This window comes from Streptomyces sp. AC555_RSS877 (genome assembly GCF_019049245.1).
Classification (GTDB): Bacteria; Actinomycetota; Actinomycetes; order Streptomycetales; family Streptomycetaceae; genus Streptomyces.
The window spans coordinates 26,812-42,747 of the sequence record NZ_JAGMUK010000040.1 but is presented as its reverse complement, the minus strand read 5'-3'; the positions used below and the strand labels follow the sequence as shown (position 1 = coordinate 42,747).

The window sequence follows — 15,936 nt, the reverse complement described above, 5'->3', positions numbered from 1 at the left end:
CGGCGGAGCCGCATATCGATCAAGCCCCGCGCCCCTGGGGAAACGTACTCACCCTCTTTCACGTAAGGACTGGAAGTTCATGGCTCCGCACCCCGAAGCTGACGCTCTCCTCGCCCGGTCTCACCGACTCGGCGCTGATCCCCGCAACACCAACTACGCCGGCGGCAACACGTCCGCCAAGGGCACCGACACCGATCCCGTGACGGGCGGGGATGTCGAGCTGATGTGGGTGAAGGGGTCCGGTGGTGACCTCGGCACGCTGACCGAGGGCGGGCTGGCCGTGCTGCGGCTGGACCGGCTGCGCGCGCTCACCGGCGTCTATCCGGGCGTCGAGCGCGAGGACGAGATGGTCGCCGCGTTCGACTACTGCCTGCACGGCAAGGGCGGCGCCGCCCCCTCCATCGACACCGCGATGCACGGGCTCGTCGAGGCCGCGCACGTGGACCATCTGCACCCGGACTCCGGGATCGCGCTGGCCTGTGCGGCGGACGGCGAGAAGCTGACGGCCGAGTGTTTCGGCGACACCGTGGTGTGGGTGCCGTGGCGGCGGCCCGGTTTCCAGCTCGGACTGGACATCGCGGCGGTGAAGGAGGCCAACCCGCAGGCGATCGGCTGTGTCCTCGGCGGACACGGGATCACGGCCTGGGGAGACACCGCCGAGGAGTGCGAGCGCAACTCGCTGCACATCATCCGGACCGCGGAGGCGTTCCTCGCCGAGCGTGGCAGGCCCGAGCCGTTCGGCCCGGCGCTCGACGGGTACGGGGCGCTGCCCGAGGGCGAGCGGCGGGAGCGGGCCGCTGCCCTGGCGCCGTACGTCCGTGCCGTCGCCTCCCAGGACAGGCCGCAGGTCGGGCACTTCACCGACGCCGAGGTCGTCCTCGACTTCCTCGCCGCGGCCGAGCACCCGCGGCTCGCCGCGCTCGGCACCTCCTGCCCCGACCACTTCCTGCGGACCAAGGTCCGGCCGCTGGTCCTGGACCTGCCGCCGACGGCTCCCCTCGACGAGGCGATCGCCCGGCTCAAGGAGCTGCACGCCGAGTACCGCGAGGAGTACGCCGCCTACTACCAGCGGCACGCCGAGCCCGACTCCCCCGCGATGCGCGGCGCCGACCCGGCGATCGTGCTGGTACCGGGCGTGGGCATGTTCTCCTTCGGCAAGGACAAGCAGACCGCGCGGGTGGCCGGCGAGTTCTACGTCAACGCGATCAACGTGATGCGCGGGGCCGAGGCGGTCTCGACGTACGCGCCGATCGAGGAGTCGGAGAAGTTCCGCATCGAGTACTGGGCGCTGGAGGAGGCCAAGCTCCAGCGGATGCCGAAGCCCAAGCCGCTCGCGACGCGCGTCGCGCTCGTCACGGGCGCCGGCAGCGGTATCGGGAAGGCGATCGCCGAGCGGCTGGTCGCCGAGGGCGCCTGTGTCGTGATCGCGGACCTCAACGCCGAGAACGCGTCTCAGGTCGCCGAGGAGCTGGGCGGTCCGGACAAGGCCGTCGCCGTGACGGTGGACGTGACGTCCGAGGAGCAGATCGCCGCGGCCTTCAAGGCGGCGGCGCTGGCCTTCGGCGGGGTCGACCTGGTGGTCAACAACGCCGGCATCTCCATCTCCAAGCCGCTGCTGCAGACCTCGGCGAAGGACTGGGACCTCCAGCACGACATCATGGCCCGCGGTTCCTTCCTCGTCTCCCGCGAGGCGGCCCGGGTGATGATCGCGCAGGAGCTGGGCGGCGACATCGTCTACATCGCGTCGAAGAACGCCGTCTTCGCCGGACCCAACAACATCGCCTACTCCGCGACCAAGGCCGACCAGGCCCACCAGGTACGGCTGCTGGCCGCCGAGCTGGGCGAGCACGGCATCCGCGTCAACGGGGTCAACCCGGACGGGGTCGTGCGCGGCTCCGGGATCTTCGCGGGCGGCTGGGGCGCGAAGCGGGCGGCCGTGTACGGCGTGCCGGAGGAGAAGCTGGGCGAGTACTACGCCCAGCGGACCATCCTCAAGCGGGAGGTCCTGCCCGACCACGTCGCGAACGCGGTGTTCGCGTTGACCGGCGGGGAGCTGACGCACACCACCGGCCTGCACATCCCGGTCGACGCCGGCGTCGCGGCCGCCTTCCTGCGATGAGCGCGAACGTGAAGTCGTACGCCGCGGTCGACCTCGGCGCGTCCAGCGGGCGCGTGATGGTCGGCCGCGTCGGCCCCGACAGCCTGGAGCTGACCGAGGCGCACCGCTTCCCGAACCGGCCGGTCCGGGTGCCCGAAGGGCTGCGCTGGGACATCCTCGGGCTGTACCGGGGTGTCCTCGACGGGCTGCGGGCGGCCGGCCGGGTCGACTCCGTCGGCATCGACAGCTGGGCCGTTGACTACGGCCTCCTCGACGCCGACGGGGCACTGCTCGGCAACCCCGTGCACTACCGGGACACGCGGACCGAGGGCGTCGCGGAGAAGGTGTGGGCGACCGTGCCCGCCGAGGAGCTGTACGCGGCGACCGGCTTGCAGTACGCCCCCTTCAACACCCTCTACCAGTTGACCGCGGCCCGCTCCTCCGATCAACTGGCGCACGCCAGGCGGCTGTTGCTCATTCCCGACCTGCTCTCCTACTGGCTGACCGGCGAACAGGGCACCGAGCTGACCAACGCGTCCACGACCCAGCTGATCGACCCGCGCACGCGCGAGTGGTCGTACGACATCGCCTCCCGGCTCGGCATCGACCTCTCCCTGTTCGCGCCGCTGCGCCGGCCCGGGGACGCAGCGGGCGTGCTGCGGCCGGACGTGCTGGAGGAGACCGGACTGAGCGGGCCGGTGCCGGTGACGGCGGTCGGCTCGCACGACACGGCGTCCGCGGTGGCGGCCGTGCCGGCCGGGGGCGAGCGGTTCGCCTACATCTGCACCGGCACCTGGTCCCTGGCGGGCCTGGAGCTGGACGCGCCGGTGCTGACGGAGGAGAGCCGCGCCGCGAACTTCACCAACGAGCTGGGACTGGACGGCACGGTCCGCTACCTGCGCAACATCATGGGGCTGTGGCTGCTCCAGGAGTGCGTACGGGCCTGGGGCGACCCCGATCTGGGGGCGCTGCTCCTGGACGCGGCCAAGGTGCCGGCGCTGCGGTCCGTGGTGGACGCGGGGGACGCGGCGTTCCTGGCGCCGGGCCGGATGCCCGAGCGGATCGCCGAGGCGTGCCGGGTCTTGGGACAGCCGGTGCCCGGGTCCCCCGCCGAGATCACGCGCTGCATCCTCGACTCCCTCGCCCTGGCCCATCGCCGGGCCGTCGAGGACGCGCAGCGGCTGGCCGGCCACCCGGTCGACGTCGTGTACGTCGTCGGCGGCGGCACCCGCAACGCCCTGCTGTGCCAGCTGACCGCCGACGCCTGCGGGCTGCCGGTGGTGGCCGGCCCGACCGAGGCGGCGGCCCTCGGGAACGTCCTGGTGCAGGCGCGGGCCCACGGGCTCGTCGGCGACCTGGCGGGAATGCGCGGGCTGCTCGTCCGTACCCAGCCGCTGACGCGGTACGAACCACGGGGCGACACCGCACGGTGGCGTGAGGCGCAGGCCCGGCTCGCCGTGGGGTGAGGGGACTCCCCGGGCCCCGCGCCCCCGGACTACCCTTCCACTCATCCGATGACCGACCACCACAAGGAGCCGCGATGCGTGTCGCCCTGTTCCTGACCTGTGTCAACGACACGCTCTATCCGGACACCGGGCGCGCCGTGGTGAAACTGCTGACCAGGCTGGGCGTCGAGGTCGACTTCCCGATGGCGCAGACATGCTGCGGGCAGGCGCACTACAACACCGGGTACCGGCATGAGGCGGAACCGCTGGCCCGGCATTTCTCCGATGTCTTCCGGGACTACGAGGCGATCGTGACGCCTTCCGGGTCCTGCGGGGCGATGGTGCGGGAGCTGTATCCCAGGATGGGTGAGCGGGCCCGGGCCGAGGGGCGCGGGGACACGCTCTCCGCCACCCTGGCGCCGGTGATCCCGAAGACGTACGAGCTCACCGAGTTCCTGGTGGACGTGCTGGGGGTGACGGACGTCGGGGCGTACTACCCGCACACGGTGACCTACCACCCGACCTGTCACGGGCTGCGCAGTCTGGGCCTCGGCGAGCGGCCCCAGCGGCTGCTGGAGGCCGTGAAGGGGCTGGACCTGGTCGCGTTGCCGGGCGCCGACGAGTGCTGCGGCTTCGGCGGCACCTTCGCGCTGAAGAACGCCGACGTCTCCGCGGCCATGGGTGCCGACAAGGTGCGCAACGCCGAGTCGACGAGCGCCGAGGTGCTGTGCGCGGCCGACAACTCCTGTCTGATGCACATCGGCGGGACGATGACCCGGCTCCGCACGGCCATGCGGCCGGTGCACATCGCGGAGATCCTGGCGAGCACCGAGGAGGAACCGGCGGTATGAGCGGCACGTTCGTAGGGATGCCGGCCTTTCCCGAGGCCGCGCACGAGGCGGTGCGGAACAAGACCCTCCGGGGCAATCTGCGCCACGCCACGCACACCATCCGCACCAAGCGGGCCAACGCCGTGGCGGAGGTGTCCGACTGGGCCGAACTGCGGGAGGCCGGCAAGCAGATCAAGGACCACACCCTGCGCCACCTCGACCGGTACCTCGTACAGGTGGAGGAGTCGGTCACGGCGGCCGGCGGCATCGTCCACTGGGCGGCCGACGCCGACGAGGCCAACCGGATCGTCGCCGACCTCGTCAAGGAGACCGGCGAGTCGGAGGTCGTCAAGGTCAAGTCGATGGCGACGCAGGAGATCGGACTCAACGAGGCGCTCGAAGCCGAGGGCATCCACGCCTACGAGACCGATCTCGCCGAGCTGATCGTGCAGTTGGGCAAGGACCGCCCCTCGCACATCCTCGTCCCGGCCATCCATCGCAACCGGGGCGAGATCCGGGACATCTTCGCGCGCGAGATGGGTGAGTGGGGCCGCCCGGCCCCCGACGGTCTCACCGACACGCCCGCCGAACTCGCCGACGCCGCCCGGCTGCATCTGCGGGAGAAGTTCCTGCGCGCCAAGGTCGGGATCTCCGGCGCCAACTTCGTGGTCGCCGAGACCGGCACGCTGGTGGTCGTGGAGTCCGAGGGCAACGGGCGGATGTGCCTGACCCTGCCCGACACCCTCATCTCGGTCGTCGGCATCGAGAAGATCGTGCCGACCTGGCGGGACCTGGAGGTCTTCCTCCAGACCCTCCCCCGCTCCTCGACGGCCGAGCGCATGAATCCGTACACCTCGATGTGGACCGGCACCACCGACGAGGACGGCCCGCGGACCTTCCACCTGGTCCTCCTCGACAACGGCCGCACCGACACCCTCGCCGACGAGGTCGGCCGCCAGGCCCTGCGCTGCATCCGCTGCTCGGCGTGCCTGAACGTCTGCCCGGTGTACGAGCGGGCCGGCGGACACGCGTACGGCTCGGTCTACCCGGGCCCGATCGGGGCCATCCTCAGCCCTCAGCTGAGGGGCACGGCGAGCGAGATCGACGCCTCGCTGCCGTACGCCTCGTCGCTGTGCGGGGCCTGCTACGAGGTGTGCCCGGTCGCCATCGACATCCCCGAAGTGCTGGTGCATCTGCGGGAGCGGATCGTCGAGGGCGGCCCGGTGACGCGGGAGGGCAACAAGGTGGTGCTGAAGCCCGCGAAGGGGCATGCGGCCGAGCGGGCGGCGATGCGCGCGGCACGCTGGGCGTTCGGGCGTCCGGGAACACTGCGCGCCGGCCAGCGGCTCGCCTCCCGGACCCGTCGCTTCCATCCGCGCACACTGCCGGGCCCCGGCCGCGCGTGGAGCGGGACGCGGGATCTGCCGCCGGTACCGGCGGAGCCGTTCCGCGACTGGTGGCAGCGGACGCAGGGCGGGAACGGCGACAAGGGGGCCGCGAAGTGAGCAGCAGGGAGCGGATCCTGGGCCGGGTGCGGCGCGCACTGACGGACGTCCCTGAGGACGACACGCCGTACGAGCAGGCGTTCTCCCGGGACTATGTGCGCGAGCACGGCTCCCGGAGCGTCGAGCAGACGGTGGATCTGCTGGCCGAGAACCTGGCGGACTACCGGGCGGTCGTGCACCGCTGCACCGCCGCCGACCTGCCGGCGGCCCTGGCCGGGATGCTGGCCGCGCGGGGCTCGAGGACCGTGCTGGTACCGGCGGGCCTGGACGCGCAGTGGCTGTCCGCGGCCGAGGCCGAGCAGGTCCCGGACCGGGCGGAGAACACCCCGCACGAACTCGACCGGATCGGCAGCGTGGTGACCGCGTGCGCGGTGGCCGTCGCCGAGACCGGCACGATCGTGCTGGACGGCAGCCCGGACCAGGGCCGCCGCCGCATCACGCTCGTCCCCGACCACCACGTCTGTGTCGTACGGGTCCCCGATCAGGTCGTCTCGTCGGTGCCGCAGGCCCTCGACCGGCTCGACCCGACCCGCCCGCTGACGTGGATCTCCGGGCCGTCCGCCACCAGCGACATCGAACTCGACCGCGTGGAGGGGGTGCACGGGCCGCGCACCCTGGAGGTGGTGCTGGTGACGGCCTGAGCCGCCCTGCCGGCTCCCCGGACGATGCCGTAGCCGCCCCACGCGGTGGACCGGGGCTCGGCGGGCCAGGCTGTTCCGTCCGTCAGGGAGACCACCTTGGCGCATCGGGCCGTTGGGTGTCGCTGAGTACACCCTCGGATACGGGTTCTGCGCCCCATGTGCTCCGCCCGGCCTCTCCGTAGCTTCGTGAGCGAGGCACACGGCGTGCCGGACGGAGAGTGATGACGATGTTTCGCGCAGGTTCGCGACGTACGCACGACACGGGACCCGCCGCCGAAGCACTGCGGCTGGTCAAGGTCAGCAAGACCTACGGGACGGACGACAGCGCCGTGACCGCGCTGGACGGGGTCACCCTCACCCTCGGCCGCGGCACCTTCACCGCGGTGATGGGGCCGTCGGGTTCCGGCAAGTCGACTCTGCTGCAGTGCGCGGCCGGCCTTGACGTGCCGGACAGCGGCATCGTGCGGGTGGACGGCACGGAGCTGACCGGGGGCGGCGAGGCCGAGCTGACGCGGTTCCGGCGCGGCCGGATCGGGTTCGTGTTCCAGCAGTACAACCTGCTGGACACGCTGACCGTCGCCCAGAACACGGTGCTGCCGCTCAGGCTCGCCGGGCGGCGGGTGGACCGTGAGCGGGCCCGCGAGGTGCTGACGTCCGTCGGCCTCGGCGACCGCCTGGGCCACCGCCCGGACCAGTTGTCCGGCGGGCAGCGGCAGCGTGTGGCGATCGCCCGCGCGCTGGTCGCCGAACCCCGGGTGATCTTCGCGGACGAGCCCACGGGCGCCCTGGACACGCGCAGCGCGCGGGACGTGCTGCGGCTGCTCCAGCAGGCGGTACGGGTGCACGGGCGGACCGTGGTGATGGTGACGCACGACCCGGTCGCCGCCTCCTACGCCGACTCCGTGCTGTTCCTCGCCGACGGCCGGCTGGCGGGGCGGATGGACGCTCCGACGGCGGACGCCGTCGCCGAGCGGCTGGCGCACCTGGGCGACGACCTGATGGCGGGGGTGTGAGCGATGTTCCTGCTGGCGATGCGGTCGATCAGGCAGCGGCCCGGGCGGTTCCTCGCGACGCTGCTGTCCGCCTTCCTGGGCGCGGCGATCATCATGACGTTCAACTCGATGCACGACACGGCGGCGCAGAGCGGCGTCGACCCGGTGAGTTCGGAGACCCTCACCACCGCCGCGAGCGTGGTCGGCGGCTACGGCACCCTCCTGGTGTTCTTCGCCGTCGCCTCGACCCTCACGGTCAACGTCCGTCAGCGGGCCGCCGAGTTGGAGCTGCTGCGCTGCTCGGGGGCGACTCCGGCACAGATCAAGCGGATGGTGGTGGGTGAGGCGGTGGCCGTGGCCCTGGTGGGCGCGGCGCTGGCTATCGGGCCGGCGATGCTCGGCGGGCAGGCGCTGCTGGGCGTGTTCCAGGACAGCGGGCAGGTCGCCCGTTCCGTCGACCACTCCTTCGGTCCGGTCGCGCTCGTGTCGGGCGTCGGCATCACGCTGCTCGCGGCGGCGGGCGCCGCGTTCCTCGCCGTACGGCGGGCGACGCGCAGGCGGGAACGGCGGGGCCGGGGGCGGACGTTCCTCGCGTACGCCGCTCTGGTCGCCGGTGCCGCGGCGGTGTGCACCACCTTCGCCCTGTCGGCGACGGACGCGGCGCTGATGGCGGCGCCCGCGTACGGGGCGATCCTGTTGTCGGTGGGCTTCGCGCTGCTGTCGCCGCGACTGCTGAAGGGCGTGCTGGACCGGCTGCCGCTGACGGGTGCGAGCGGCTGGCTGGCGGTGCGCAACCTGCGTCGCCGGGCGGACCACCTCTCCGGAATCCTGATGTCGCTGATCCTGTTCACGGCGGTCGCCACGGCCACGCTGTACATGCAGGCGGTGGAGAGCGACGCCGTCGAGGCCTCGGGCCTGGCCAAGTCGGTCGACGCCAAGAACCTGGAGACACTGAACCTCACGGTCGTCGGCATCATCGCGGTGTTCGTCTGCGTGATGCTGGTCAACTCGCTGTACGCGGCGACCACTTACCGCGGCCGGGAGTTCGGGCAGCAGCGCCTGGCGGGAGCGACTCCGGGGCAGGTGCTGGGCACGGTGGGCACGGAGGGGCTGATCCTGACGGTCACGGGGCTGTGCTTCGGCACGGTGGCCGCGCTCGCCGGGATCATTCCGTTCACCGTCGTACGCACCGCCTCGGTGCTGCCCGACCAGGGACTCGGCATCTGGCTCGCGGTCGTCGCGGTCGCGGCGGCGGTCACACTGGGGACGAGCCTGGCGACGGCCCGGCGGGTGCTGCGCACTCCGGCCGTGGGGGCGGTCGCGGTGGCCGCGTGAGGCGTTCGTTCAGCGGGGGGCCGTCGAGAGACGGCCCCCCGCTGCTGTCGGATCACCGGATTCCTGATGACACAGGCGCTGAACAAGCGCTTAGATAGGTATCCGTCCAGGTAACGCCGCCGTGCTGGAGGCCCCCGTTGTTCACTTCCGTCGACGACGTCTCCGCGCGTCTCGCCGAAACCGGCTATCTCGCCTCGCCGGCCGTCGCCACGACCGTCTTCCTCGCCGACCGCCTCGGCAAGCCGCTCCTCGTGGAGGGCCCCGCGGGCGTCGGCAAGACGGAACTCGCGAAGGCCGTCGCGCAGGTCGCGGGGGCACGACTGGTGCGGTTGCAGTGCTACGAGGGCGTCGACGAGTCCCGGGCGCTGTACGAGTGGAACCACGCCAAGCAGTTGCTGCGCATCAGCGCGGGCCGGGACGAGACGTGGGACGAGGCACGTACGGACATCTTCAGCGAGGAGTTCCTGCTGGCCCGTCCCCTGCTGACCGCGATCCGCGGCGACGAGCCGAAGGTGCTCCTGATCGACGAGACCGACAAGGCGGACGTCGAGGTCGAGGGCCTGCTCCTGGAGGTGCTCAGCGACTTCCAGGTCACCGTGCCCGAACTGGGCACGATCACCGCCACCCGCCGCCCCTTCGTCGTCCTGACCTCGAACGCCAGCCGTGAGCTGTCCGAGGCGCTGCGCCGCCGCTGCCTGTTCCTCCACATCGGGTTCCCCGAAGAGGAGCTGGAGCGGCGGATCGTCCGGCTGAAGGTGCCCGCCCTGGACGAGGTGCTGGCCGAGTCGGTGGTCCGGGTGGTCGGCGCGCTCAGGGCCATGGACCTGCGGAAGGTGCCGTCGGTCGCCGAGACCATCGACTGGGCGCGCACACTCCTCGCGCTGGGCGCGGACACACTCGACGAGACCCTTGTACGCGGCACCCTGGGCGTGCTGCTGAAGCACCAGGACGACGTCCTGAAGGCCGGGGCCAAGCTGGACCTGGGAGCTCTGTGAGCACGCCGGCCGGGGTCGCGGACCGGCTGACGTCCCTGGTCGGGGCGCTGCGCGCGCACGGCATCCGTGTCGGCACCGGGGAGACCGTGGACGCGGCGCGGGCGGTGGTGGCCCTGGGGCTCGCGGACCGGGAGCTGCTGCGGGAGGGGCTGGCCGCGACGCTGCTGCACGGCACGGCCCAACGGCCGGTGTTCGACCCGGTCTTCGACCTGTACTTTCCGCGGGCGGTGGGGGCGCCGGAGACCGAGGCCGCGGACCGGGACGGCCTGCGCGACCGGCTGGCGGCCGCGCTGGCCGCGAACGACCGGGCACTGATGGCCCGGTTGGCGGCCGAGGCGGTCGACGGCTTCGGCGGATACGGTTCCTCGCCCGCGTCGGACGGCTGGTCGTCGTACCAGGCGCTGGACCGGCTGCGCCCGCAGACGCTGCTGGCCCGCGTTCGCGACGACGTGCGGGCGCAGCGCGGCGGTGGTCCGGGGTTCACGGACCGGCTGCTGGAGGACGAGATCCGGCGGCGCATCGAGGCGTTCCGCGCGCTGGTGGGTGTGGAGGCGCGGCGTCGGGTCGCCGAGCGGCGGGGCCGGGACGAGCTCGCGCGGCGGGCGGTGGCCCCGACCGCCGACCGGGTCGACTTCCTGTTCGCCGGGAAGGAGCGGCTGGCCGAACTGCGCAGGACCGTGCAGCCGCTGGCCCGCAAGCTCGCCACCCGGCTCGCCGCGCGTCGGCGGCGTGCCGCGCGCGGCAGCATCGACCTGCGGCGCACCCTGCGCGGCTCGCTGTCGACGGGCGGCGTGCCCATGCGGCCCGTGCTGCGCCGGCGGCGTCCCGCCCGGCCCGAACTGGTCCTGCTGTGCGATGTGTCGGGCTCGGTGTCCGGGTTCTCGGACTTCACGATGCTGCTGGTGCAGGCGCTGCACGACCAGTTCAGCAAGGTGCGGGTGTTCGCCTTCGTCAACCGGATCGACGAGGTGACCCGGCTGCTCGTGCACGGCGCCGCCGACCCGGAGGGCCTCGGCGCCCGCATCCGCGCCGAGGCGACCCTGACGGGGTGGCACGGCAGCAGCGATTACGGTGTCGCGCTGGGCGAGTTCGCGGAGCGGTACGGCGACGCAGTCGGCCCGCGCACCACGGTGTTCGTCCTCGGTGACGCCCGGACGAACATGAGCGACCCGAACCTGCCCGCCGTACGGCGGATCACCGGACGGGCCCGCCGCGTCTACTGGTTGAACCCGGAGGCACGCCCTCAGTGGGGCACGGGCGACTCCGCCGCCCCTGACTACGCCGAGGTCGTCGAGATGCACGAGTGCCGCAACGCCCGCCAGCTCAGCGTCCTGGTGGGGCGTCTGCTGCCGGTCTGACGCCGGGCCGGCCACGGTTGACGTCGATGAGCTCATCCCGCAGACGTAGGGCTTGTCCCCGATGTTCCTGCCGCCTTCCCGCCCTTACGCTCCGCAGCAACGGAGGGGGAGCCCATGAGGGCAGTGGTCCAGGACAGATACGGCTCGGCGGACACCCTGGAGGTCAGGGAGGTCGACCCGCCCGTGCCCGCCGCCGGCGAGGTGCTGGTACGGGTGCACGCGGCGGCACTCAACGCCTACGACTGGCATTTCCTGCACGGCGACCCGAAGATCGCCCGTCTGGTGATGGGGCTGCGCGCGCCGAAGGCGAGGATCCGGGGCCGGGACTTCGCGGGGCGGGTGGAGACCGTGGGCGCCGGGGTCGAGGGACTGCGCCCCGGCGACGAGGTGTACGGCGAGGCCGACGGCGCCTTCGCGGAGTTCGTGTGCGCCGCCGGCGACGCGGTGGGCCCGAAACCGGCCGGCCTGAGTTTCGAGGAGGCGGCGGCGGTCCCCCTGGCCGCGAACACCGCCCTCATCGGCCTGCGTGACGTGGCCGGGGTCGGGGCGGGCCGCACGGTGCTGGTGAACGGGGCGTCGGGCGGGGTCGGCACGTTCGCTGTACAGCTCGCCAAGGCGTTCGGCGCGGAGGTGACCGGCGTGTGCAGCACCCGCAACGTCGATCTCGTCCGGTCACTCGGCGCGGACCACGTCATCGACTACACCCGCCAGGACTTCACCCGCGCCGGACGTCGGTACGAGGTCGTCCTGGACCTGGTGGGCAATCACTCCCTGGGCGCGTTCCGGCGCGCCGTGACCCCCACCGGGACGCTCGTCCTGTCCGGCGGGGGCGTGTTCGAGGGCGGCAGCCTGGTCGGCCCGATGGGGCTCTTCCTGAAACGGCGTCTGGTGTCGCCCTTCGTCCGTCAGCGCCTGCTCGAACTCCCCGCCAGACCGAGCAGGGCCAATCTCGCGACCCTGCGAGAACTCGTCGACTCCGGGAAGATCACCCCGGTCGTCGACCGCACGTACCCCCTGAACGAGGTACCCGAGGCGATGCGGTATCTGGAGGTCGAGCACGCGCGCGCCAAGGTGGTCGTCACCGTGTGAGGCGCGCCCTCCGGTCGGCGTCAGTCGGCCTTCGCGTAGTCCTTGGCCATGCCTCCGGCGAAGTCGTACACCACGCACTGTTCGTCGCCCACCACCCAGGCGTCGTGTCCGGGCGGGCACACGAAGGTGTCGTGGGGGCCCACTTCGCTCTCGGCGCCGTCGTCCATGCGGATGCGCATGCGTCCTTGGACGACGTAGCCGTTGTGGTGGATCTGGCAGCTTTCGGTGCCCGCGATCGGGGCCACGGACTCGGACCAGCGCCAGCCCGGTTCGAAGGTGGCCACGGCGAAGTCGAGTCCACTCAAGTGGACGGCTTCCAGATGACCCCGGGGGAAATCGCGGCGCTCGTCCGGCTTGTCGAGCGTCTTCACCTCGATCATGACGGCTCTCCCTTCCGGCCGGGCAGTGCACGGCCGGGGCCGGCCCCCGTCTCCCGCCCACCGCGAGCGGCACCGGCGGGGGCCGTGCCCCACCACTCCATCGTCCGCCCGTCCACCCGGGAACGCCATTCGAGTGGGGACGGCGCCGGCGTCACTCCGTCAGGCCGTGCCCCCGCACAGCCGGGCGAACCGCTCCGCGTCGACGTTCCCCCCGGAGATGATCGCCCCGATCCGGCTCGGCAGCCGGCCCGCCCGGCCGGAGAGCAGGGCGGCCAGCGGGGTCGCGCCGCTCGGCTCGACCACGATCTTCAGGCGCTCGAACGCGAACCGCATCGCCTCCCGGATCTCGTCGTCGGAGACCAGGGCGATCGCGTCGACGAGCAACCGGTTGACGGAGAAGGTCAGTTCGCCGGGGGTGTGCAGGGCCTGTCCGTCGGCGATGGTGTGCGGCACGGGGATCTCGACGCGCCGGCCCGCCTCCAGGGACCGCTTGGTGTCGTCCCCGGCCTCCGGCTCGACGCCGATCACCCGCAGGTCCGCGTACTGCCCCTTGGCCGCCGTGGCACTCCCGGCGATCAGTCCGCCGCCGCCGACCGGAGTCATCAGCATGTCCAACTCCCCCACATCTTCGAGGAGTTCGAGGGCGGCCGTGCCCTGCCCGGCGATGACGTGCGGGTGTTCGTAGGGCGGGATGACCGCGAGACCGCGTTCGGCCGCCAGAGCCTCGGCGATGGCGACGCGGTCGCCGGTGTAGCGGTCGTACGTCACGATCTCGGCGCCGTACCCGGCGGTGGCGGCCCGCTTCGAGGCCGGGGCGTCGTGCGGCATGACGATCACCGCGGTGGTGCCGAGCTCGCGGGCGGCGAGGGCGACGGCCTGGGCGTGGTTCCCGGAGGAGTAGGTGGCGATGCCCCGGGCGAGCTGCTGCGGGCTCAGCCGCGAGGCCGCGTGGTAGGCGCCGCGGAACTTGAAGGCGCCGACGCGCTGGAAGTTCTCGCACTTGAGGAAGACCTCGGCACCGACGAGAGCGTCGAGGGTGCGCGAGCGCAGCACGGGCGTGCGGTGCGCGACGCCCTTGAGCCGGGCGGCCGCGTCACGGACGTCGGCGAGGGTGACCGGCGGGGTGGTGGTCGTCACGCGTGTCCTCCAGTGGTGTCGGTGGCGCCGGGCGTCGCGTCCGTCGCGGCCCGGGCCTGGGAGAGGTAGCTGTACGCGGAGGCGCGGGAGATGCCGAGCCGGGCGGCCACCTGTTCGACCGAGCGGCGCACCGCGAACACCCCGCGCTCGTCAAGGCTGCGGAACAGCTCCAGGCGGGCCTCCCGGTCGAGGGCCGCCCATGCCCGGTCCTGTTTCGGGTGGTGGTCGTCGAGGATGACCTCGACGACGGAGTCGATGTCGTTGCCGAAGGTGGTGACCGGGAGTTCGGTTGCCGGCCGTGCCGTACCGGCCAGCGCTTCGAGCAGGGTGTGGGCACCGGTGAGCGCGGTGACGTCGAGGTTCACGCACACCGCGCCGAACACCGCACCCGTGGAGTCCCGCAGCACCATCGTGGACGACTTGACGGTCTGCCCGGTGCTGGTCCGGGTGACGTAGTTCAGCTCGTCGGCCGCCTCCTCGCCCCGGGCGACGATCCGCATGCCGATCTCACTCATCGCGCCGCCCACCGCGCGCCCCGTCACCGAGCCGGCGAGGGCGACCACCGACTCCTCCGGCCGCCGGTAGTCATGCAGGACCACCTCGCACACCGGACCGAACGTCGCCGCGATCCCCTCGATCACCGGAACCAGCGCGGCGATGACCGCGTCCCGCTCCGCCTCCACACTTGCCTCGCCCACCGACACGCACGTCCTTCCCGCAACCGGAGGTCCTAGACTACACGTCCATCACTTGGACTGGAAGTCCAATCCATCCCTGCGCACCCATCTCCGTCCGGAATCTTGACGGCCCGAATGTTACCGGTAACATCACTCCTCGGAGTCAACGAGAGGGTGTGCTGTGCCGGGGGACGAACAAGCAGTCGACAGCCGCACGAGGTCACCCGTTCACGTACGACCGGACACCCCGGCCTTCAGCCCCGCAGCCGTGGCCGCCTCGTGCGTGGGCTTCGTCCTGATCGGCGCGCTCCAGGCGCTGTACGGACCGGCCATTCCGGCGCTGCGCAAGGAGTTCGGACTGTCCCCCTCCGCCGCGGGGCTGGGGCTGAGCGCCCACTTCGTCGGCGGAGTGGCCGGTGTACTGCTGTTCGACCGGCTCTATGGGCGGCTCGGCAACCGGCAGATCCTCGGCGCCTCGTACCTGCTCATGGCGGTCGGCGCGGCGGGCTTCGCACTGGCACCGAACTGGCCGGCCGCACTCGCCGCGGCGCTGCTGGCGGGGCTCGGCTTCGGCGGTATCGACTACGGCCTCAACCAGCTGTTCGCGGTCGGGTTCGGTCACCGTTCGACCGCGATGCTGAACATCCTCAACGCGCACTTCGGGATCGGCGCGATCCTCGGCCCGGCGCTGGTCGGCATGATCGGCTCCGCGCACTATCCGGCGCTCTTCCTCGGTTTCGCGCTCGCCAACCTGCCGTTGCTGCTGTGTCTGAAGGGCGTACGCGACCTGGCTCCCGAACCGGCCGACAGCGCCGGGGCCGACGACGGACGGGCCCTCGGCCGCAGTCTGGGCTCGGTGCTCGCCGTGTTCGTCGCGCTCTACGTGCTGCACGTGGGCGTCGAGGCGGGCGTCGGCGGCTGGGAGCCGACCCACCTGGAGACCGTGGGATACAGCGCCGGGATCGCCGCGACCGCGACCTCCGTGTACTGGCTGATGATGACCGTCGGCCGGTTCCTGGTCGCTCCCCTCGCGCTGCGCTTCTCCGCCCAGACCATCATCACCGTCTCCTGCGCGGGCATGACGGCGTGTCTGCTGCTGGCGTCGGTCCCGGCGCTCGCGCCGTACGCCTACGCCGGTGTCGGTCTGTTCATCGCCCCGATCTTCCCCACCGGCCTGCCCTGGCTGCACCGGTCGGCCCCCCGCGCCCGGCGGGCCGGCGCCCTGGTCATCGCCGCGTCCATGGCCGGAGGGGTCGCGGCGGGACCGGCGCTCGGCAAGGCCATCGAGGCATCCGACGTCCGGGCCGTACCGCTCCTGCTGGGCGGTGTCTCGGCACTGTGCCTGGCCGCCACACTCTGGCTCGTCCGCAGCACCCGAGCCCAATGAACCCGGCACCGGCACCGGCACCGGCACCGGCGTTGTCGAGGCTCCGAACCGAAGCGAACCGAAAGGA

14 protein-coding genes are annotated in these 15,936 nt (G+C 72.3%); 11 read left to right on the top strand and 3 right to left on the bottom strand.

What is annotated here, in order from left to right; all coding sequences use genetic code 11:
• Window positions 1–79: 79 nt before the first annotated feature.
• The 10 genes from KUM49_RS17505 to KUM49_RS17460 all read left to right on the top strand — a co-directional run bounded on the left by KUM49_RS17505 (window position 80) and on the right by KUM49_RS17460 (window position 12,288).
• Window positions 80–2,119 carry a bifunctional aldolase/short-chain dehydrogenase gene (locus KUM49_RS17505; RefSeq protein ID WP_217237780.1) on the top strand — a complete coding sequence of 680 codons (2,040 nt, stop codon included), beginning with the start codon at window positions 80–82 and terminating at the stop codon, window positions 2,117–2,119.
• The gene (locus KUM49_RS17500) at window positions 2,116–3,564 is read left to right on the top strand and encodes a rhamnulokinase family protein (RefSeq protein ID WP_217237779.1); all 1,449 of its coding nucleotides are present in this window, start codon (window positions 2,116–2,118) and stop codon (window positions 3,562–3,564) included. The genes KUM49_RS17505 and KUM49_RS17500 overlap by 4 nt, the downstream gene beginning before the upstream one ends.
• Before the next feature lie 74 nt (window positions 3,565–3,638).
• Window positions 3,639–4,394: a (Fe-S)-binding protein gene (locus tag KUM49_RS17495; protein ID WP_217237778.1), complete on the top strand. Its 756-nt coding sequence runs from the start codon at window positions 3,639–3,641 to the stop codon at window positions 4,392–4,394.
• Complete coding sequence (locus KUM49_RS17490; RefSeq protein ID WP_217237777.1) at window positions 4,391–5,878, top strand: LutB/LldF family L-lactate oxidation iron-sulfur protein; 1,488 nt, start codon at window positions 4,391–4,393, stop codon at window positions 5,876–5,878. Before KUM49_RS17495 ends, KUM49_RS17490 begins: the two co-directional genes overlap by 4 nt.
• The gene (locus tag KUM49_RS17485) at window positions 5,875–6,519 is read left to right on the top strand and encodes an LUD domain-containing protein (protein ID WP_217237776.1); all 645 of its coding nucleotides are present in this window, start codon (window positions 5,875–5,877) and stop codon (window positions 6,517–6,519) included. The genes KUM49_RS17490 and KUM49_RS17485 overlap by 4 nt, the downstream gene beginning before the upstream one ends.
• Window positions 6,520–6,740: 221 nt before the next feature.
• The gene (locus tag KUM49_RS17480) at window positions 6,741–7,532 is read left to right on the top strand and encodes an ABC transporter ATP-binding protein (protein ID WP_374200166.1); all 792 of its coding nucleotides are present in this window, start codon (window positions 6,741–6,743) and stop codon (window positions 7,530–7,532) included.
• Between the two features lie 3 nt (window positions 7,533–7,535).
• Entirely contained in the window at window positions 7,536–8,846 is a 1,311-nt protein-coding gene (locus KUM49_RS17475) for an FtsX-like permease family protein (RefSeq protein ID WP_217237775.1), read from the top strand.
• A gap of 137 nt (window positions 8,847–8,983) precedes the next feature.
• Window positions 8,984–9,841, top strand: coding sequence for a MoxR family ATPase (locus KUM49_RS17470; RefSeq protein WP_217237774.1), 858 nt, complete (start codon window positions 8,984–8,986; stop codon window positions 9,839–9,841).
• A complete protein-coding gene (locus KUM49_RS17465) occupies window positions 9,838–11,199 on the top strand; it encodes a VWA domain-containing protein (RefSeq protein WP_217237773.1) in 1,362 nt (453 codons plus the stop codon). Before KUM49_RS17470 ends, KUM49_RS17465 begins: the two co-directional genes overlap by 4 nt.
• Before the next feature lie 114 nt (window positions 11,200–11,313).
• Window positions 11,314–12,288 carry an NAD(P)-dependent alcohol dehydrogenase gene (locus KUM49_RS17460; RefSeq protein ID WP_217237772.1) on the top strand — a complete coding sequence of 325 codons (975 nt, stop codon included), beginning with the start codon at window positions 11,314–11,316 and terminating at the stop codon, window positions 12,286–12,288.
• A gap of 20 nt (window positions 12,289–12,308) precedes the next feature.
• Here the strand turns inward: KUM49_RS17460 and KUM49_RS17455 are convergent, their stop codons facing one another.
• The 3 genes from KUM49_RS17455 to KUM49_RS17445 all read right to left on the bottom strand — a co-directional run bounded on the left by KUM49_RS17455 (window position 12,309) and on the right by KUM49_RS17445 (window position 14,503).
• Entirely contained in the window at window positions 12,309–12,668 is a 360-nt protein-coding gene (locus KUM49_RS17455) for a cupin domain-containing protein (protein WP_217237771.1), read from the bottom strand.
• Between the two features lie 159 nt (window positions 12,669–12,827).
• Window positions 12,828–13,805, bottom strand: coding sequence for a pyridoxal-phosphate dependent enzyme (locus KUM49_RS17450; protein ID WP_217237770.1), 978 nt, complete (start codon window positions 13,803–13,805; stop codon window positions 12,828–12,830).
• Window positions 13,802–14,503, bottom strand: a complete 702-nt coding sequence (locus KUM49_RS17445) for a transcriptional regulator (RefSeq protein ID WP_217237769.1) — start codon at window positions 14,501–14,503, stop codon at window positions 13,802–13,804. Before KUM49_RS17445 ends, KUM49_RS17450 begins: the two co-directional genes overlap by 4 nt.
• Before the next feature lie 247 nt (window positions 14,504–14,750).
• Between KUM49_RS17445 and KUM49_RS17440 the strand changes: the two genes are divergently transcribed.
• Window positions 14,751–15,869, top strand: a complete 1,119-nt coding sequence (locus tag KUM49_RS17440; RefSeq protein ID WP_217237768.1) for a sugar MFS transporter — start codon at window positions 14,751–14,753, stop codon at window positions 15,867–15,869.
• The last annotated feature ends 67 nt before the right edge of the window (window positions 15,870–15,936 follow it).